Annotated in this window: 16 protein-coding genes; 6 read left to right on the top strand and 10 right to left on the bottom strand. The window is 42.9% G+C overall.

The genetic code is table 11. From position 1 onward, the window contains the following. Positions 1–12: 12 nt before the first annotated feature. From arsB to R2Q59_RS17795, 5 genes are read right to left on the bottom strand one after another with little or no spacing between them, the layout of a single operon-like run. Positions 13–1,092, bottom strand: a complete 1,080-nt coding sequence (gene arsB, locus R2Q59_RS17815) for an ACR3 family arsenite efflux transporter (RefSeq protein WP_316786667.1) — start codon at positions 1,090–1,092, stop codon at positions 13–15. A 3-nt stretch (positions 1,093–1,095) separates the two neighbouring features. Then, positions 1,096–1,515, bottom strand: coding sequence for an arsenate reductase ArsC (locus R2Q59_RS17810; protein WP_316786666.1), 420 nt, complete (start codon positions 1,513–1,515; stop codon positions 1,096–1,098). 6 nt (positions 1,516–1,521) lie between these two features. Then, a complete protein-coding gene (locus tag R2Q59_RS17805; protein ID WP_316786664.1) occupies positions 1,522–2,007 on the bottom strand; it encodes an N-acetyltransferase family protein in 486 nt (161 codons plus the stop codon). A 9-nt stretch (positions 2,008–2,016) separates the two neighbouring features. Beyond that, positions 2,017–2,484 (bottom strand): DUF6428 family protein, encoded by a 468-nt coding sequence (locus R2Q59_RS17800; RefSeq protein WP_316786662.1) that lies wholly within the window; start codon positions 2,482–2,484, stop codon positions 2,017–2,019. Between the two features lie 56 nt (positions 2,485–2,540). Next, positions 2,541–2,870 (bottom strand): metalloregulator ArsR/SmtB family transcription factor, encoded by a 330-nt coding sequence (locus R2Q59_RS17795; protein ID WP_316786660.1) that lies wholly within the window; start codon positions 2,868–2,870, stop codon positions 2,541–2,543. Between the two features lie 286 nt (positions 2,871–3,156). On the opposite strand from R2Q59_RS17795, the gene R2Q59_RS17790 reads away from it, so the two are divergent. The 6 genes from R2Q59_RS17790 (at position 3,157) to R2Q59_RS17765 (ending at position 10,639) form a co-directional block, all read left to right on the top strand. Further along, the gene (locus tag R2Q59_RS17790) at positions 3,157–3,636 is read left to right on the top strand and encodes an HYC_CC_PP family protein (protein ID WP_316786659.1); all 480 of its coding nucleotides are present in this window, start codon (positions 3,157–3,159) and stop codon (positions 3,634–3,636) included. 77 nt (positions 3,637–3,713) lie between these two features. After that, positions 3,714–4,196, top strand: a complete 483-nt coding sequence (locus R2Q59_RS17785; protein ID WP_316786658.1) for a DUF3347 domain-containing protein — start codon at positions 3,714–3,716, stop codon at positions 4,194–4,196. Positions 4,197–4,262: 66 nt separating this feature from the next. Next, positions 4,263–4,829, top strand: coding sequence for a DUF3347 domain-containing protein (locus R2Q59_RS17780; protein WP_316786657.1), 567 nt, complete (start codon positions 4,263–4,265; stop codon positions 4,827–4,829). A 1-nt stretch (position 4,830) separates the two neighbouring features. Continuing rightward, positions 4,831–5,298 carry a heme-binding domain-containing protein gene (locus R2Q59_RS17775; protein WP_316786656.1) on the top strand — a complete coding sequence of 156 codons (468 nt, stop codon included), beginning with the start codon at positions 4,831–4,833 and terminating at the stop codon, positions 5,296–5,298. A 23-nt stretch (positions 5,299–5,321) separates the two neighbouring features. Continuing rightward, a complete protein-coding gene (locus R2Q59_RS17770) occupies positions 5,322–8,063 on the top strand; it encodes a multicopper oxidase domain-containing protein (RefSeq protein ID WP_410478932.1) in 2,742 nt (913 codons plus the stop codon). Positions 8,064–8,083: 20 nt separating this feature from the next. After that, a complete protein-coding gene (locus R2Q59_RS17765) occupies positions 8,084–10,639 on the top strand; it encodes a heavy metal translocating P-type ATPase (RefSeq protein WP_316786653.1) in 2,556 nt (851 codons plus the stop codon). Positions 10,640–11,616: 977 nt separating this feature from the next. Here R2Q59_RS17765 and R2Q59_RS17760 read toward each other — a convergent pair. The 5 genes from R2Q59_RS17760 to R2Q59_RS17740 are packed head-to-tail and all read right to left on the bottom strand — an operon-like array spanning position 11,617 to position 19,861. Then, positions 11,617–13,623: a heavy metal translocating P-type ATPase gene (locus R2Q59_RS17760; RefSeq protein ID WP_316786652.1), complete on the bottom strand. Its 2,007-nt coding sequence runs from the start codon at positions 13,621–13,623 to the stop codon at positions 11,617–11,619. A 15-nt stretch (positions 13,624–13,638) separates the two neighbouring features. After that, positions 13,639–13,815, bottom strand: a complete 177-nt coding sequence (locus tag R2Q59_RS17755) for a hypothetical protein (protein ID WP_316786651.1) — start codon at positions 13,813–13,815, stop codon at positions 13,639–13,641. 55 nt (positions 13,816–13,870) lie between these two features. After that, positions 13,871–14,284, bottom strand: a complete 414-nt coding sequence (locus tag R2Q59_RS17750; RefSeq protein ID WP_316786649.1) for a Fur family transcriptional regulator — start codon at positions 14,282–14,284, stop codon at positions 13,871–13,873. A gap of 1 nt (position 14,285) precedes the next feature. Next, positions 14,286–15,485: an efflux RND transporter periplasmic adaptor subunit gene (locus tag R2Q59_RS17745; protein ID WP_316786648.1), complete on the bottom strand. Its 1,200-nt coding sequence runs from the start codon at positions 15,483–15,485 to the stop codon at positions 14,286–14,288. A gap of 2 nt (positions 15,486–15,487) precedes the next feature. Beyond that, positions 15,488–19,861 carry a CusA/CzcA family heavy metal efflux RND transporter gene (locus R2Q59_RS17740; RefSeq protein WP_316786647.1) on the bottom strand — a complete coding sequence of 1,458 codons (4,374 nt, stop codon included), beginning with the start codon at positions 19,859–19,861 and terminating at the stop codon, positions 15,488–15,490. Positions 19,862–19,881: the final 20 nt, after the last annotated feature.

Genomic DNA, 19,881 nt, shown 5'->3' with positions numbered 1-19,881 from the left:
TTGTTGGTTTTCTTAATTGTTGATTTTTGGTGTGCGATAGTATTTTTTCCTGAACCAGAAAGCCAGGTTTACCAAGGCGATCAGTGCAGGAACTTCAACCAAAGGGCCGATTACACCAGCAAAAGCTTGCCCTGAATTGATCCCAAATACACCAATTGCAACTGCAATGGCGAGTTCAAAATTGTTTCCCGTAGCGGTAAAGGCAATGGAAGTGCTTCTTGAATAATCTGCACCAAAGTACTTGCCCGCAAAAAAACTTACTACGAACATAATAGAGAAATAGATCACCAGAGGTATGGCGATACGGACTACATCCATTGGTATCTGCACGATAAGGTTACCCTTTAGGCTGAACATAATTACAATGGTAAATAGCAAAGCGATCAAGGTGATTGGCGATATAAACGGAACGAACTTGTTCTGGAACCAGTCTTCACCTTTAAGTCTGATCAGGGCATACCTACTGATAATGCCCATTGCAAAAGGCAGTCCCAAATAGATGCCCACACTTTTGGCAATCTCTCCAATAGTTATATCTACTTCTAGGCTTTTAAGTCCAAAATATGGCGGCAGTACGGTGATGAAAACATAAGCGAAAACGCTGTAGAGCAAAACCTGAAAGATGCTGTTCAGCGCAATAAGTCCAGCGGCATATTCCCTGTTGCCCTCTGCAAGCTCGTTCCATACCACAACCATAGCGATGCATCTTGCAAGACCGATCAGTATAAGGCCGACCATATATTCGGGATAATCCCTTAAAAATGTAATGGCCAAAAAGAACATTAAAAGTGGGCCAATTAACCAGTTAAGCACCAATGAAACGCTCAATACCTTGGTATCCTTGAATACTTCGCCCATTTTTTCGTACTTCACTTTTGCAAGTGGTGGATACATCATAAGTATGAGGCCGATAGCCAAAGGTATATTGGTGGTTCCCGAAGAAAAGGAATTGATAAGGCCTGAAGAGGACGGGATAAAGTATCCTGTCCCTACACCGATTGCTATAGCTATAAAGATCCATAGGGTCAGGTAACGATCTAAAAAGCCCAGTTTTTTTCGTTCGGCCACAGGGGCACAATTGTTAGCACTCATGATTTATTCATTTATATATTGATTTACAAAATCTGCTGAAAAAGCTTTGATCAGGTCACGCACCCTTCTGAACTCGTCCATGATTTCTTCTGGTGTTCCAGTAGCCTTTGCAGGATCGGGAAAATTCTGGTGAAGACGTTCCACTTTTCCGGGAAAGAATGGACACGCTTCATTGGCATTATCGCAAACTGTTATTACCATATCGAAGTCGATTTTAGAATATTCATCTACATGGTTAGAGGTATTACCTGAAATGTCAATATGATCTTCTGCCATCACCTGTACCGCTTTGGGATTTACACCATGTGTTTCTATTCCTGCACTATAGATTTCTGCCCGATCTCCTGCATAAAACCTCAGATACCCTTCTGCAATTTGGCTTCTGCAACTATTTCCGGTGCACAGCACTAATATTTTTTTCATATATATTTAGGTGATAATTTTACTTCTTCTCTCCAACAGTACCGTATCCCGCCAAGCTCCATTCTGCTTGCCGATCCTTTCCCTTGTTCCAAGTATCCTAAATCCAGCTTTCTCATGGATACGAAGACTGGCCATGTTTTCGGGAAAAATTCCTGCCTGTAATGTCCAGATTCCTTCGGCTTCGCTCAAGGCAATAAGACGATCTAACAGTGAAAGACCGATGCCCATTCCGGAAAATGTAGGGTCGATATACACGCTAACTTCCGCAACTCCTGCATACACGCAACGTGAAGATACTGGCGTTAGCGCCGCCCAACCAGCAACATTTCCGCTTTCTTCAGCCACAATTCTGCACGAAGAAAGATGCGAACTATCCCACTCCTCCCATGATGGCGCCGAGGTCTGAAAGGTAGCATTACCTGTAGCAATGCCCTTTTCGTAGATCAACCTTACTGCCTCCCAATCGGAAGCCACTAAACTTCGTATTTCCATAATTGAGAATTAGCAGCAACCACCGCCAGGAGTACAACTGCTTGCTGAACCCGCAAGATTGACCATTCCTTTTTTGGGAGCATCTTCCACACCACATGCTTCTTTTGCAAGGCAGGCAGTCTGTTTTGCAAGAAGCAGAAAGTTTGTACCATCAAAGCCAAGGTCATACTTTCCGATAGTGTTCGACTGGTATTCAACTTCAATTTCCAAGTCCTCCATGCCCAATACCTTTTCCGAAAGGGAAATGATCCCTAAAAGTTTCCCAGCTTTCAAACGGTGCTCATAATCATCGGCATCCCACAACTGAAAGTTCGCCACTTTCTCATGGCGCACCTTGCCGCCACAGTCAATAAAATCCTTTGTAACGATCCCCACTTCGGTAACATGGAAATGTTCAGGTACGGCACTGCCATCTTCCAACTGGAAATTCACACTTTCCGCGCTTGCTAAAATTTCTTTTATTTCTGATAATTTCATAGTTTATATATTTAAAGTATTATTGCAATTTAACGATTGATACGAGCAAAAAAAGTTTAACAGCAGGTTGTCTCACCTTTGTAAGAACCTAGAAAAGCTCCAAGCTGGTCTTCCAGAAGCTTCCACGTTTTAGGGTTGATACAGTAGCAGACACTGACACCCTCTATAGTGCCCTGTATGATCCCGACATTTTTCAGTTCCTTCAGGTGCTGCGAAATGGTCGCCTGAGCCAGTCCAAGTTCACCTACCAGATCACCACAGATACAGGTGTTAGAAATGATAATTCTTTGGAGGATTGCGATACGTGCTGGATGCGCAATGGCTTTCAACAATGTTGAAAGTCGGTTCTGTTCATCTGTGAATATTTCACTTTTTGTAAGTCCCATAATTTTATATTGCAATATTACGATATATAAGTAGCATACACAAATTATTTGCAAAAATCAACCACTAACATACCCATGTCACTGACTGTCAATTGGATAATTTCAACCTTAAAAATAATTATCTTTATTCTAAAAATAGAACAGACTACCATATCCCATGCGACATCATATGGAACATTTTTCCCATAATTATATAAATCTTCGTGGAAATTGTGTAAATTTAATCAAACATAGTAAAGCTATCTTTGTGTTAGACATAAAGGACATCAGCCATAATCTTTAAAAAATGAAGATCCGCCCATCCGTTAGAGCAAAAGCCATATTTCTCACATTCGTTTTTCTTTTGAATACGATGGTGGGCTTTGCCTGTTCGCTCGGGATAGGCATGGGTTTCAATAAGGGACATCATGACCTGGGACATTCCACTGTCCAAATAGCTGAACATTCCCATCCGCCAGGTACAAAAAAGCACGGCCATTCACATGCTAAAGCTGAACAGCACGACCATCCGGCAAAAGAGAAAACTGCAACCAAAGACAACTGCTGCAAGGACGAAGTTGCGAAATTTGTCGATGCAGATAAACAGCTCAATAAAGCTATCGACATAAAACTTCCCTTGCTTTTCCCAGTTGCCATTGTTCCTGCTTTTTTACAGTTCGTCAGCATTGCAACTGGCATACATTCACCGAATAACAGCTATTTTGTAAGGCACCACCATCCACCCATCCCCGATATCCGTATTGCGGTACAAAGCTTTCAGATCTGATTTTTTAACCATTTTTTATTTTGATGCAGCTTCGCTGATATCAACATGATAATCTATGTACATTAAAAATCAAGGAAATGAAAAAAATACTAATATTGGTTGTCGCAATGGCTTCAACCCTAGTGCAAACAGGTTTTGCACAGAACGATCATAATACCCACCATCAAGCACCAACTGTCATTGCTTCCTACTACGGATTAAAGGATGCCCTAGTCAGCGGCGATGCATCAACTGCTTCGGCAAAATCGGCTGAACTTACAAAGGCTATCGAAAGTTCGGATAGCAAGACAATCGGCGATAAGGACAAATCCGACCTTCTAAAACACGTTGCTATGATTTCTGGCGATAAGGACATCAATTTCCAAAGAGCGCATTTTGCTCCACTTTCAAGCAGTATCATTACGCTGGCCAAATCTGCCAAGCTTTCGGACGCACCAATCTATGTCCAGTACTGTCCGATGAAAAAGAGCAGCTGGATCAGCAGTGAAAAGGCCATAAAAAATCCCTACTATGGGTCCTCGATGCTGACCTGCGGAAAAGTAACAGAGACCATAAACTAACTTAAAGGCTGCACCCTTGGCAAAACATCCCAAGGGTGGTTGCCCACATCCACAAAAAAATCAACAATGAAAAATATCATATTTGGTATGGCCATGGCCAGCCTTTTGTTTGCTGCATGCAATACTACTACAAAAACGACCGACAAAAAAGTATCTGATACCACTAAAAGTACGCTCGCGTCTAGTCCGGCAAAGAAAGATGCAACTGCAAACCTCATCAGCGATTACCTAAAGCTGAAGAATGCCCTTGTACAAGATAACGATGGGCAGGCAGCCCTAGCAGGCAGGAGCCTTGTCGTTTCCATTGGTAAGATCGACACCTTATCCCTTGCTGCGGCACAGGCAAAGGTATTTGCAGATATCAGTGCGGATGCCAGGGAACATGCCGAGCATATCGGAGCCAATGCAGGGAACATCAGCCACCAGAGAGAACATTTTGAAACCCTCAGTGGAGAAATATATGACCTGTTGAAAACTGGAAACTCTACTGGAAAAAAACTCTATTATGCCAATTGCCCTATGTACAACAAGGGTAAAGGAGGTAATTGGATCAGTGAGACCAAGGAAATTCACAATCCCTATTATGGGAAGGCCATGCAGGACTGCGGCAGCCTAAAGGAAGAGCTCAACTAAAATGAAAAACAGCAGTAAGGTGTTCATCGGGATTGCAGCATTAATTATCGGGTTGCAGTTTATCCAACCGTCCCGCAATGACCAGGGCGATCCTTTGCATGGGGATTTTCAAAGGGAGTTCAACGTCCCACAACAAACTGGACAGATCCTTAGTAGATCCTGCTTTGACTGCCACAGCAATAGGACCAGCTACCCATGGTATACCATGCTGCAACCGATAGGTTGGTGGATGGGATCGCATGTCAATAAAGGGAAGGTGGAACTTAATTTTGATGAATTTAGCACCTACAGCCTGCGAAGAAAACAGAGTAAGCTAAAGTCCATTGCAAACCGTATCGGGGATCAGAGCATGCCACTTCCTTCTTACACCCTGGTCCATCGCAGTGCAAAGCTTTCGGACAGGGAACAAAAAATACTGACGGACTGGGTCGATGGCACATTGGACAGTCTCAATCAAAACAAAAGATAATGAAAAAATTAATCCTATTTATAATGGCAATCTGTACCTTTCAGGTTGCCCTTGCCCAGCACTCGGGACATAAAACTGTAAGTGCCAGTCCAAAAGCTGAGATCTACACCTGCCCAATGCATCCTGAAATTAGTAAGGCCGGACCGGGCAAATGTCCCAAATGCGGTATGGCCCTGGTCAAAAAGAAACCTGTAGCAGTTAAAAATATAGCTCTGGCAAAAAAGCCTAGCACTCCCCAAAAGATGCAAATAATGGCTATGCCAAATGCAGACCAGAACAATAATCAGGCTACAAAAACAGAATCTTATACCTGTCCCATGCACCCTGAAGTCCATCAGACTGGACCTGGAAACTGTCCTAAATGTGGCATGAAACTGGTGAAGGAGAAACCAAAGGCAGATGCAATGGTTAATGTCGGAATGCAAATGCCCCAGAAAACCAAAGATGAGAAAATGGCTGGAATGGGCGGCATGGACATGGGAGTTGGTGATATGGTCATGGCAAACATCAAAAAGGCAAAGGCGAACCTTGGCCCAATTAAAACAATTGCCGACGGTTCGAAGCCCAGAACAGTTCGCTATGATCTTTACATTGCCGATACAACCGTAACATTCGGGAAGAAAACAAAACGGGCAATTGCAGTAAACGGACAGATACCAATGCCAACCTTAACCTTTACCGAAGGTGATACGGCATTGATCTACGTACACAATAACCTGGATGAGGAGACAGCTTTGCACTGGCATGGCCTGTTTTTGCCGAACCAAATGGATGGAGTTCCTTTCCTTACACAAATGCCTATTAAGCCCCATTCAACCTATATCTACAAATTTCCCATCGTTCAGAATGGAACACACTGGTATCACAGCCATAGCGGATTGCAGGAGCAGATTGGTATGTATGGCGCATTCATTATGAACAAAAGGAAAGAATGGGATATTCCAACCCTTCCGGTAGTATTGAGTGAATGGACGGATATGAAACCAGAAGAGGTACAGAGAAGCTTAAAGAATGCCAATGATTGGTTTGCCATTAAAAAAGGAACGACCCAAAGTTATGCCGAGGCAATCAGGACAGGACACTTCAAAACCAAAATCAATAACGAGTGGAAGCGCATGAATGCTATGGATGTTAGTGATGTCTATTATGATGCCTTTCTAATCAACGGCAAGAACCAAAATGTTCAGCCCCAGTTTAAAGCAGGCGACAAAGTAAGGCTTCGTATAGCCAATGGTGGCGCATCCGATTATTTCTGGCTAACCTATGCCGGTGGTAAGATCACCGTAGTGGCTACAGATGGAAATGATGTAGAGCCCGTAGAGGTAGACAGGTTGATCATTGCCGTATCCGAAACGTATGATGTGGTAGTAACTATTCCAGAAAATAAGAGCTACGAATTTTTGGTAACGCCCGAAGACCGCACCAAATCGGCATCATTGTGGCTGGGCGAGGGAGAAAAAGTTCCGGCCCAGAAGCTACCTAAGTTGAAGTACTTTGCCGGAATGAAAATGATGAATGATATGATGGACATGAGTGGCAACATGATCGAAATGGAAGGTATGAAAATGCAAAACCAGGTCATGGATATGAATACCGTCATGTACCCAGAGGTGACGGGAGAAGAGAAGCCAAAAAAAGAGAATAAAAAAGCAGCCATGGCAGGTATGCAAATGCCGAACGATAAAAGTATGGCAGGGATGAATATGGCCGCTGATAACCCGGATATCGTTACTTTAAACTATGGAATGCTCCGTGATCCGAAGAAAACAACTTTACCTAAAGGACCGTGGAAAGAGCTGAAGTTTGACCTTACCGGGAATATGAACCGTTATGTATGGTCTTTGGATAACAAAACGGTTTCTGAAAGCGATAAAATCCTCATTAAAAAAGGTGAAAATGTAAGGATTATCCTATTTAACAATAGTATGATGCGCCATCCAATGCACCTTCACGGTCATGATTTTAGGGTAGTTAACGAACAGGGTGAAAATGCACCTATGAAAAACGTTATCGACATTATGCCGATGGAAAGGGACACCATTGAATTTGCTGCTACGGAACCCGGAGGTGATTGGTTTTTCCATTGCCATATTCTTTACCACATGATGAGCGGTATGGGCAGGGTATTCAGCTATGAAAATTCGCCACCTAACCCCGAAATCCCAAATCCTAAATTAGCACAGCGCAAATTGTTCAGTGATGACCGGGAATTTCATCCCATGGCAAGGGTTGGAATAGAAACCAATGGTAGTGACGGTGAAATTATGCTGGCCAATACCCGCTATCGTTTCACAACTGAGTGGAGAATTGGCTTTGATAAAGAAATGGGCTATGAAAGTGAAAGCCACTTTGGAAAGTATATCGGGCGAAATCAATGGCTATTACCTTACGTGGGTTGGGACTTTAGAAAAAGGACTATTGATCCATTGGATAAAAATATTTTTGGACAATCCCTATCACCAGGCAACAACCTTTTCGGACAGAGCAATTCTAAAAACTTTAGGCAGGTATTTCATTTAGGGGTACAATATACTTTGCCAATGTTAATTATCGCAGATGCTTCTGTGGATCACAAAGGGAACGTCAGATTTCAGTTGATGCGGGAAGATGTACCAATCTCCAAAAGATTACGCTTTCAGTTTATGGTCAATACAGATAAGGAGTATATGGCCGGATTTAGATATATCGTTACCAAATATTTTGGCCTATCTACCCACTATGATAGTGACATGGGCTATGGTGCCGGACTAACCTTAAACTATTAACTTATTAAAATCATCACGTTATGAAGCATATTTATAAAATAACCGGAATGACCTGTCAGGGTTGTAGAACAAAGGTTGAAAACGCATTGAACGGGATTGGTGGTGTTTCTGCAAAGGTTACCTTGGAAACTGCGGAAGCAACAATCACAATGGATAAGCACATTCCAATCGAAAAATTGCAAGAAACTCTTTCCGCTGCTGGAAATTACACGATCCAAATGTCAGGATCGCATAAGATTACCGAGGATAAACAAATGCATAATCACGGGCATCAGGAGTATTCTAATTCTGTCCATCATCGCCATGATAATGCTCCATTAAAGGCTCATGAAAATGAAACTAGCGGAGTATACTATTGCCCCATGCATTGTGAAGGGGATAAAACCTATGATAAACCAGGTCATTGCCCAGTTTGCGGGATGGATCTACTAAAGCAACCTGAATTAAAACAAAGAACACAATTTACCTGTCCTATGCATCCCGAGATCATTAGAGATCAGCCTGGTGCATGCCCTATATGTGGAATGGATTTGGTGCCGCTGGGTGTTAATTTGGAAGAGGAAGATAAAACCTACGTGACCTTGTTACGTAAATTTAGGATTGCCACCATTTTTACCGTTCCCATTTTTTTAATCGCAATGTCAGAAATGATACCCGGTAATCCGATCTTTAAGTTAATGGAACTGAAATATTGGAACTGGGTTCAATTCGTCTTTTCTATGCCGGTGGTTTTTTATGCAACATGGGTGTTCTTTGAGCGTGCATGGCAATCGATGGTCACCTGGAAGTTAAATATGTTTACATTAATTGGAATTGGTGCGGGGGTCGCTTGGCTATTTAGCCTTGTGGCCCTGCTTTTTCCCGATATTTTTCCAGACCAGTTCAAGACCCATGATGGTACCGTCTATGTTTATTTTGAAGCGGCAACCGTGATCTTGACTTTGGTCTTGCTCGGCCAGCTTTTAGAAGCTCGTGCGCACGGCAAGACCAATAGCGCCATTAAAGAATTATTGAAATTGGCACCAAATACAGCCACAAGGATTGTAGGGGACAAAGAGACAATTGTTTCCATAGATGACATCCAAAAGGGAGACCTGCTCAGGGTAAAGCCCGGTGAAAAAATACCTGTCGATGGCAGTATCAAAACAGGAGAAGCCGTCATAGACGAATCCATGATCTCTGGAGAACCTATTCCGGTCGAGAAAAAGGTTGGGGACAAAATCAGTTCAGGAACCATCAATGGCAACAAGACCTTTGTCATGCTTGCCGAAAAGGTAGGCTCGGAAACCCTGCTTTCCCAGATCATTGAAATGGTTAATTCCGCTAGTCGTTCAAAAGCACCTATCCAAAAAATGGCCGATAGGATTTCGGGATATTTTGTGCCTGTGGTGGTATTGATTGCCATAGTAACGTTCATCGTATGGGCAATCTATGGGCCTGAACCTTCTTATGTATACGCCTTTGTAAATGCCATTGCCGTATTGATCATTGCCTGTCCATGCGCACTGGGTCTCGCTACGCCAATGTCTATAATGGTTGGTGTTGGTAAAGGCGCCCAGTCTGGCATATTGATCAAGAATGCGGAATCCCTTGAAAAAATGAACGCCATTGATGTAGTGATCATTGACAAAACAGGGACGGTTACCGAAGGAAAACCTTCAGTTGAAAGCGTTGTTAGTGTAAATCCGGATTTTGATGAAAAGGAAGTCCTTGAAAGAATAGTGTCGCTAAATAGTAGCAGTGAACATCCTTTAGCGCAGGCAACATTACGTTACGGAGAAGAAAACAAAGTAAAGGCTCAACCAATTTCAAATTTTGAAGCGGTAACCGGCAAAGGTGTAACTGGCACATTGAAGGAGGAAAAACTTGCTTTGGGTAATCAGAAATTAATGGAACACGTTAAGGCCAAAATTGATCCCGAATTGCAAGAGCAGGTCAAAGCTGCCCAAAAACAAGGCAAGACGGTCTCTTATTTAGCCGTTGGAAATAAAGCTGTTGGTTTTGTGGTAATCTCTGATAAAATCAAAGCATCCAGTGCAACCGCTATCAAAAAACTTCAGGATGAAGGCTTGGAGGTAATTATGTTTACTGGCGACAATGAGGATACTGCAAGGGCAGTTAGCGGAACCTTGAATTTAGATGGCTTCAAAGCTGGGATGCTGCCAGAGGATAAATTGAACGAAATCAAAAAACTACAGGCCCAAGGAAAAAAGGTAGCTATGGCTGGCGATGGCATTAATGATGCCCCAGCATTGTCGCAGGCAGATATTGGTATCGCTATGGGGACAGGAACCGATGTTGCTATTGAAAGTGCTGCAATTACCCTTGTAAAGGGAGATTTGAATGGGATTGCAAAAGCACGATTGTTAAGCCACAAAGTAATGGGTAATATTAAGGGAAATCTCTATTTCGCCCTTGGATATAATGTATTGGGGATACCTGTGGCCGCTGGACTTCTATATCCATTTTTTGGAATTTTACTATCACCAATGATAGCTGCACTTGCCATGAGTCTTAGTTCTGTTTCTGTCATTCTGAATTCCCTACGCCTGAGAACTGCAAAGCTGGATCAATAAGCCATGACATCACTTTTAAGCACATGCTTTTGTTTTGGATCCAGTTCACCTGCTTTTGTCATAATTACAATGAGCCATCAATAATTTGATAGAAATGGAAACTTATCAATCTGAAATTACGTTATTTGTATTATGAAGCCGATCGCTTATTTTCTGGCAGCTTGTCTATTGTTCCTTTCTTCCCTTCATGGAAATGGAAGCGTTACGCAATCGACTTCGATTGCAGCTTGCTGTAAGGGAGTTTCCTGTAATCATGGGAAACACACACAGCAGGATAAGGGTTGCGATAGCAAGGCTTGCAACAGAATGGCTTCCTGTGGCCGTTGCGGTTTCGTCGTTACAGAACAATTGTTATTACTGGATCAGATTGACTTAGCTACGGACAAACCTATTCTATTCTCGACTATCGGTATCGTCACAGGCTATCCGCAGATTGGCTGGCATCCTCCAAAAGTTTAATAATAACTTCAGTACATCTACCTGTAGGTAAATATTATTAATCATTTAAAATCAAGATCATGAAAAAATTTCTTTTCATCACCATGGTGATGCTATCGTCTATATCCTCTATTTCTTATGCCAACACCCCTTGCTGTAACAGCAAGATGAACAGTTGTACAAAATGTTCAAAGACCTGTGGCAAGCCAAATTGCCTGGATACCTGTAGCAAGGCCTGTAAGGCATCAGGAGAATGCAAAAAGACCTGTAAATAGGAACAGGAAGCCGGGATTTAAAATTCCCGGCTTCTTTTATTTTGTCTATTATTCCATCATCATAAAAAACAAGCTTCCAAGGATACGCTGTTAATTAAAAACATGCATATTAAACACATGCAAAAGTTTCATAACGGCCGCAGCACCAAGTACAATCCACATGATCCAAAAGAATACCGTTTTTATCATATAGGCTGTTGAACGCTTTCTTTTGGCTTTCTGCTTCGATGATCTGGTAGTTTTTTTATGCACAGCTTCGCGTGATCAGATCTTTTTCTTTTGAATCCTTATTGCATTCAGTATCGCAAGGAATGCAACCCCCACATCGGCAATAACTGCTTCCCATAAATTGGCAACGCCAAAAGCTCCCAATGATAGCACTGCCACTTTCACCGCCATGGCTAGGATAATATTTTGCCAAACAATATTGCGTGTTAATTTTCCAATTTTCAATGCAGATACAATCTTTAAAATCTGGTCGTTCTGGATCACAATATCAGCCGTTTCAATTGCCGCATCACTGCCCAGCCCGCCCATTGCAATACCTGCATCAGCAAGGGCAATAACTGGAGCATCATTGACCCCATCCCCAACAAATGCAATATGTCTTCCTTCCTTAATTAGTGCCTCTACTTTTTCAACTTTACCTTCTGGTAATAAATCTCCAAATGCATTATCGATACCCAGTTTTTTCGCTACATAATCCACCACTGCCTGTTTATCTCCAGAAAGCATAACAGTTCTTATGTTTAAGGAATGCATCTGTTTAATTGCTTCAGCGGCATCTTCCTTTATTTCATCCGCGATGGTAATATAACCTGCATATTTTTTATCGACAGCAATAACAACGATCGTTTCAACAATGTCTTCTACTTCCTTTGGGTAATCTATCTTGTATTTTTTTAAAAGCTTCAGGTTTCCGGCCAATACATCCTTACCATCAACTTTGCCTTTTAGACCATGACCAGATATCTCTTCCACGCCAGTTGCCTTTTCACCATCTGCTGCTTTTCCGGCATATTCAATAATTGCCTGTCCAACTGGATGCGTAGAGTTCTTTTCCAGCACCGCTGCTAACTTCACCAGTTGTTTCTCTGTAAAACCAATAGGAACTACCTTTTGCACCTTGAATACACCCTTGGTTAATGTTCCTGTCTTATCCATCACGATGGTATTGATCTTTGTCATCACATCCAGAAAGTTTCCTCCCTTGAAAAGGATCCCATTTTTAGATGCCAATCCAATTCCCCCAAAATATCCAAGCGGGATAGAGACCACCAGCGCACATGGACAACTGATCACCAAGAAAACCAAAGCTCGGTACAGCCAGTCATTGAACACATAGTTCTCTACCACAAAATAGGGAACAAGCGCCAGTGCTAATGCCAAAAAGAATACGATTGGCGTGTAAATCTTCGCAAATTTCGAAATAAAAAGCTGGGTCTGGGATTTACGGGAAGAAGCATCCTGCACCAGCTCTAGTATTTTGCTGAGTTTACTATCCTTGAATAATGCCGTTACCTTAACTTCTGAAACGGTGTTCAGATTGATCATTCCTGCAAGCACAGCTTCACCCTTGTATTTGCTATCAGGGCGACTTTCACCTGTAAGTGCCGCAGTATTGAAAGAACCCTTGTCCGATAAAAGTTCACCATCAAGCGCCACCTTTTCCCCAGCCTTAACCTGTATCGTTTCATCAAGAGAAACCTCAGCCGAGGGGATAACCTGTGCTTTTCCATCCCTGATTACCGTTACCTCGTCTGGCCTAATATCCAAAAGCGCTTTGATACTTGCCGTTGCCCTATCTACCGCAGAATCCTGGAACCATTCCCCAATGGAATAGAACACCATCACCGCCACACCCTCCGAATACTCACCGATATAGAAAGCGCCCAACGTGGCAACACTCATCAGCACGAACTCATTAAAGAAATCGCCCCTAATTGCTTTTCTGAAAGCAAGGTTGAGCACACCCCAACCTGCCAGTAGAAATGCCGCACTGTTTACGCCAAGGGAAACCCATTTGGAAAGCTTAATGCCAAAACCGTAATCTGCAACCAGCACGCAGACTAATATAAAAAGCCCAATAAGCAATCCCAGATGTTGTTTCCATTGGGGCTCGTTAGGATCGGAATGCCCATGGTCATGTTCATCTTTCCCTTCATTTTCCTCGTGCGTATGCCCTGCCGCCTCTTTTTTTGCCGAAGTATTCGGTTTCTTCACCGTATGCTTAGCATTTTTCTTGGTCTCTTTTTTTGTAGTAGCCTCCATAACAGTATTTTTAATTTATCCTTCTGAATCCATAAACCAATTTTCTGCCTGCTCGATCGCCTTTTTTATTGCCGATTTTTGATCCATCCCGGTTTCAATTGGCATAGCATTCAAAATTTCCAGTGCCTTTTTCCTAACGGCAGGCTTAAGATCTTTCAATTCCAGTTCGATATTTTTAAATTGATTGTTCATATTTTTTATTAATAACAAATCTAACCCCAATACGATTGCAATCGTATTGCAAACATTAGATTCCACATTCTCTACATATTCCCTTGACCATCAATTGGGTTTCTAAGGATTGGTATCCTTTGGGCAAGCTGATTTCTGGTATCATAGTTTTTGGCAAACAATGGGTCTGCTTACATACCGTACAATAAAAATGCAGATGAAGATCGTGGTGTCCCTTTACATCGCATCCAGCTGCACAAAGTGCAAACTTGGTTATGCCACTTCCATCTTCAATACGATGCACCAACCCATTTTCTTCAAAAGTCCTGATCGTTCGATAAAGTGTTACCCTATCGGTACGAACCATTTTCAGTTCCATATCGGTCAGGCTCTGGGCTGAAGATTGGCCAAGCAAAAAATCCAGGACTACCAAGCGCATAGCGGTTGGATTGATTTGTTTATCAATAAGTCGTTGCTCAAGCTCTTTCATTTTACTCTTCCTCCGCTCCACCAGCACCTTTAGATTCCAGATAAAATGCACCCTTAGTTACCACTTTTGTATTTTTCGGCAATTCTTCCAAAGGCGTAACCTGAATATAGCCAAGTTCTAAAACGCCGGCTTTCACTTCAGCTTTCACAAAACGGAATGTACCCGTCTTTGAATCCTTATTATCGTCGGAAACAATGAAAATATACTGTTTGCCTCCCGAGCGGACAATGGCCTCAACGGGTAACGATGGCGTCATCTGGCTGCCCGTACTGATCAATGCCGTTACGTACATCCCTGGTATAAGGTTCTTTTTGGTCGCATTATCGATTACCGCATGAACGATTACACCTTTGGTCTCGTTCTGGAAAGATTTGTTGATCCCGTTGATCTTTCCGGTTATTACCTGATTGCCCTGGTTGGTCAATTGGAAGCTTACTTTTTGTCCAATTTTTACCGCCATCAAATCTTTTTCGAAAACAGTAAGGTCGCAGTGTATCTTTGAATTATCGACCACTTCCATAATCGAGGTTCCAGGTTGAACGAATGCACCTGTATTTGCTGTAATCTGTCCAACCGTACCATTGATTGGTGAAATCACAGGAAACTGTGAAATGATCTTTCCCTTTGCAATACTGGATGGAGAAACGCCAAGTTGGCTGAGCTGGCTTTCATAGGCCATGAGCTTAGATTTTTCTGCATTGTAGGTAGCCTCTGCTGACTGAAAAGACTTTCCTGTTCCTGCACCAGCATCCTTTAACTGTTTTTGGCGCTCATATTCTGCCTGCACATAGGTAAAACTATTTTTGCTAGATAGATAATCTTGTTGGATCTTGATCAAATCCTGATTGTTTATTGTTGCCAAAACCTGCCCCTTTCTTACCTGTTGTCCTTCCAGCACGTTTATACGTGTAATGATGCCTCCAGAAAGGATACTAACGTCAGCCTTGTTCTGCGGCGGTACCTCTAACTGGCCATTGGCCTTTACAACGGCATCCAAGTTCCGGTCTTCGATGCTGCCAATTTCTATTCCCACGGTTTTCATCTGGGCGGTAGTGAGTTCAAGCCCTCCTTCGGCTGGATTTGCTTCTTCTGTAGGGGATTCAGTTTTTGTTTCGCTTGACTTGTCGCCAGAACAGCCCAGCATCAGGCCTAAGCTTAACAGGGTAGATAGTGCTATATATTTAAATTTGAACGTATGCATGATTAATTTCCTTTTAGATATTGTAATTGAATTGCAGATTGATTGAGTTGGCTTAACGCTTCGAGATAGGCCAGTTTGGTTTGGACAGAACCAGAGATGTGCTGTATGTATTCCACATAACCGATCTCTCCAAGATTGAACGATACCTGTGCGATCCTAGACTGTTCATCCGCAAGCTTGATCCCAGAATTAGTATAATAATCGACAAGCTTTTTAAATGTCAGATAATGTTGCTGTTCCTGCTCATAGGCGAGTTCAACTTGAGATTTTTGGCTCTCATAATTTGATCTGGCCACCTCTATGGCTATCTTTTCTGCCCTTACCCTAGAGCGGCCAGCACCATTGAAGATTGGAACTGCAACACCGATCTGAAAACCTGCTATGCGAGTTCCTGGGGAATAGGTTCTGGAAATGCCTGCGGGATTGAAACCAGAAATAATGAGCTGTTGGCTGTAGCCGAGTGAAAAGTCGGGGAGCGATTTGGATTTTTCTACTGCTAACCTCGCATCCGCAACTTCTATGTTCTGCAGCTCGACCAGGGCCTGCGCATTTGACGAAAGGTCGGTATTTTCTTTTTCATTAATTGGTTGCATGGTAAGACCGCTTTCGGCTATCTTCAAAGGTTCAGAAATATTCAACAACTGTTTTAGGACTGCTTCGCTATTGCTGAGTTCTGCTTCCGCATTTGCTTTCAATGCCTGCACTTCCTGAAACTTGGTCGTGGCACTGATCAGCTCAAGTTTAGAAGTTTCGCCCGTTTTCCACCTTATCTCGGCCTTTTTAACGAAACTGCTATAGACGCTATCCTGGTAATTTAGCACACGAAGGGTTTCTCTGTTCAACAGATAGCTATACCAGGCAATGCGAACATTACGGATAATCTCGGTCTGAACGGATCCGCTGTTTCTTTCCGCTAATATCGTTTGCTGGTTCAGCAGCTTTTTATTGTTTTTATATAGACCGGGCCAGGCAATATTCTGGGTAATCCCAAAGGAATTATCCATGTTACCTCCACTTGTTGGATCTTGGGTCAAAAGCAGTTCGGTTTTGGGAATATCGACACCAGATTTCTGAAGCGCCTTGGCCTGTTCTATCGAGAGTCTTGAAGTGCGGATTTGTAGGTTATTTTTCAAAGCCTTTGCAATGGCACTGTCCAGTGTAAGCTTAGTTTGTTGTGCATTTGCATTAGCTGACTGGGCAAAAATCAAAGCACCAATCAATAAAATAACTGCAATCGGTTTTGGAACTTTCACTTTGATCGTTTCCTTTCTGTTAAATAAAAGATATAGACATGGCAGTACAAAAAGTGTGAGCAGGGTTGCGGTGATCAGTCCACCGATCACAACCGTGGCCAGTGGTTTTTGCACTTCTGCACCAGCACTGGATGACAATGCCATGGGCAAAAACCCTAATGATGCCACACAGGCTGTCATCAGTACAGGCCGTAGCCTTGTTTTTGTTCCTTCCATTACCCTTTGGTAAATGTCGCTCATCCCCTCGTCCCTTAGCTGGTTAAAGTAACCGATCAGTACAATCCCATTCAGTACCGCAACTCCAAAAAGTGCAATGAAACCAACACCGGCAGAAATACTAAAAGGCATTCCCCTAAGAAGCAGTGCAGCAATGCCACCCATTGAAGCAAGTGGAACAGCAGTGAATATCAAAAGGCTATCCTTTACCGATCTAAAGGTTACATAAAGTAGTAATAGGATTAAAATTAGGGCAGCTGGTACGGCTATGGATAATCTTTCTTTGGCCGCTTGCAGGTTTTGAAATTGCCCACCGTAAGTGGTATAGTAACCACTGGGCAGCTTAAGCTCTTTATCCAATTTTGCCTGTATTTCTTTTACCGTAGTTTCGATATCACGACCTTTTACATTAAAGCCAACGTATATTCTCCTATTACCGCCTTCACGGGAAACCTGTGCTGGTGCATCCTTAAATTCAACAGTAGCCACTTGGTTTAAAGGTACTTTGTTTCCAGATGGCAACGGAATCAACAGGTTTTCTACGCCCGATATATTTTCCCTCAGATCACGATTTAATCTTACCACCATATCGAAACGCTTTTCGCCTTCAAAAACCACCCCTGCCACATTGCCGGCGAAGGCTGTTTTTAGAATGATGTTCACATCTTGGATATTTAGTCCATATTGAGCCATTGCATCCCTGTTATAGGTAACCTGGATTTGTGGCAATCCATTTACCTTTTCAATATAGGGCTCGTTTACCCCTGCAACTGGAGCGATCAGTTTTGCAATTTTGTTGGCTTGCAGGGCAAGAATATCAAGGTCGCTGCCATAGATCTTAATGGCCACATCCTGCCTGATACCTGTCATCAGCTCATTAAAGCGCATCTGCATGGGCTGGGATATTTCTACGCTTATTCCTGGAATAATGGCGAGTTCTTCTTCCATCTTTTCCATGAGCTCTTCCCTTGTTCTGGCTGAAGTCCACTCATCTTTTGGCTTCATGGAGAGCATCATGTCACCTTTTTCCATTGGCATTGGATCGGTTGGGATTTCAGAACTCCCGATACGGGTAACTGCCTGCTTGATTTCCGGGAATTTATCTTTAAGCAATTTTTCTGCCTTTCCAAAGATCTTTACCACTTCGGAAAGTGAGGTTCCCTGCATCATCGAGATTTCTACGGTAAGGTCACCTTCTTCCAGCGTCGGGATAAACTCTCCACCCATATTGGAAAATGCCCATATCGCAAGGGCAAAAACTGCAATTACAATGGCAACCGTTATTTTTTTGATTTTCAGAATTCTAATAAGTGCGCTTTGATAAATTCTTTGCAGGAACTCAATCAGCCTATCGGAAATATTTCTTTTGGGCGCAGTGTTCTTGCTCAAAAAGAGCGCACTCGCCATTGGCACATAGGTTAGCGAAAGAATAAATGCCCCGAGTATGGCAAAGGCCACTGTCTGTGCCATTGGTTTAAACATCTTTCCCTCTATGCCGATCAATGACAATAAGGGAAGATACACGATCAGGATAATGATCTGTCCGAATGCGGCAGATTTCATCAGTTTGCTGGCACTGTCCCTTACCTCAACATCCATCTGTGCAGAAGTAAGTTTCAATATGCCTTCCTTTCGGTATCGTCCTGTGGTAATGTGATGCACCACGCTTTCCACAATGATTACCGCACCATCAACGATCAGCCCAAAGTCAATTGCTCCCAAGCTCATCAGGTTTCCGGAAACACCGAACAGCTGCATCATGGAAAATGCAAAAAGCATCGCCAAAGGAATAACCGAGGCTACCACAAGTCCTGCTCGCCAGTTTCCTAGCAGCAGCACCAGTACGAAGACTACGATCAGTGCACCTTCAAGCAAATTCTGTTTAACCGTTCCAATTGCCCTGCCCACCAGTTCTGTCCGGTCAATGAAGGGTTCGATTACCACGCCCTCGGGCAATGATTTCTGTACCTGTGCCATCCTGTCCTTTACGTTCTGGATAACCTCGCTAAAATTCTCTCCCTTTAACATGAGGGTCACACCAGCTACAACTTCTCCTTCTCCGTTCCGTGTTACAGCACCATACCTAGTGGCACTTCCAAATTGTACGATAGCAACGTCACGAACCAATATTGGCGAACCATTGCGGTTTTTGACTACTATTTTTCTGATGTCGTCCAAGTTCTGAACCTGTCCTAGGCCACGGATAAAATAGGCATTCTGTTGCTGCTCTATATAGGAGCCACCAGTATTTTCGTTGTTTTTTTCAAGGGCTTCATAAACTTCTGGAATGGTAAGGCCCAGCGAGTTCAGCTTATCGTTATCCAGGGCAATTTCATATTGCTTTACATAGCCGCCCCATCCACTCACCTCGGCAACCCCAACGGTTCCGGCAAGCTGTGTCCGCACCAGCCAATCCTGCAGGGTACGCAGGTCGGTCGCTGTATATTTTTCTTCGTAGCCTTTCTTGGCATGTATCACATATTGGTAGATTTCGCCAAGTCCCGTTGTGATCGGTGCAAGCATAGGTTCGCCCAATCCCTTTGGGATTGAATTTTCAGCTTCCTTTAGCTGTGCATTTACCTGTGATCTTGCCCAATAGATATCGATGTTGTCATGGAATACAATGGTGATCACAGATATCCCAGACCGAGAGATGGAACGTTTTTCTACGATCCCCGAGATATTGGCCATTGCCAGTTCTATTGGCGCAGTGATAAACTGTTCAATTTCCTGTGCGCCAAGACTGGGGGCTTGGGTTATAATTTGAACCTGATTGTTCGTAATGTCGGGCTGTGCATCAATAGGAAGGTGATAGGCAGAATATATCCCGACAAGGATAAGTGCCAGGGTAGCCAGCCCAATAGTTATTTTGTTCTTTATGGAGAACGATATGATTTTATCAAACATGAAATATGGAATTTAATACA

The organism is Pedobacter frigiditerrae (genome assembly GCF_032678705.1).
Classification (GTDB): domain Bacteria; phylum Bacteroidota; class Bacteroidia; order Sphingobacteriales; family Sphingobacteriaceae; genus Pedobacter; species Pedobacter frigiditerrae_A.
This window is presented reverse-complemented; position numbering and strand designations above follow the sequence as displayed.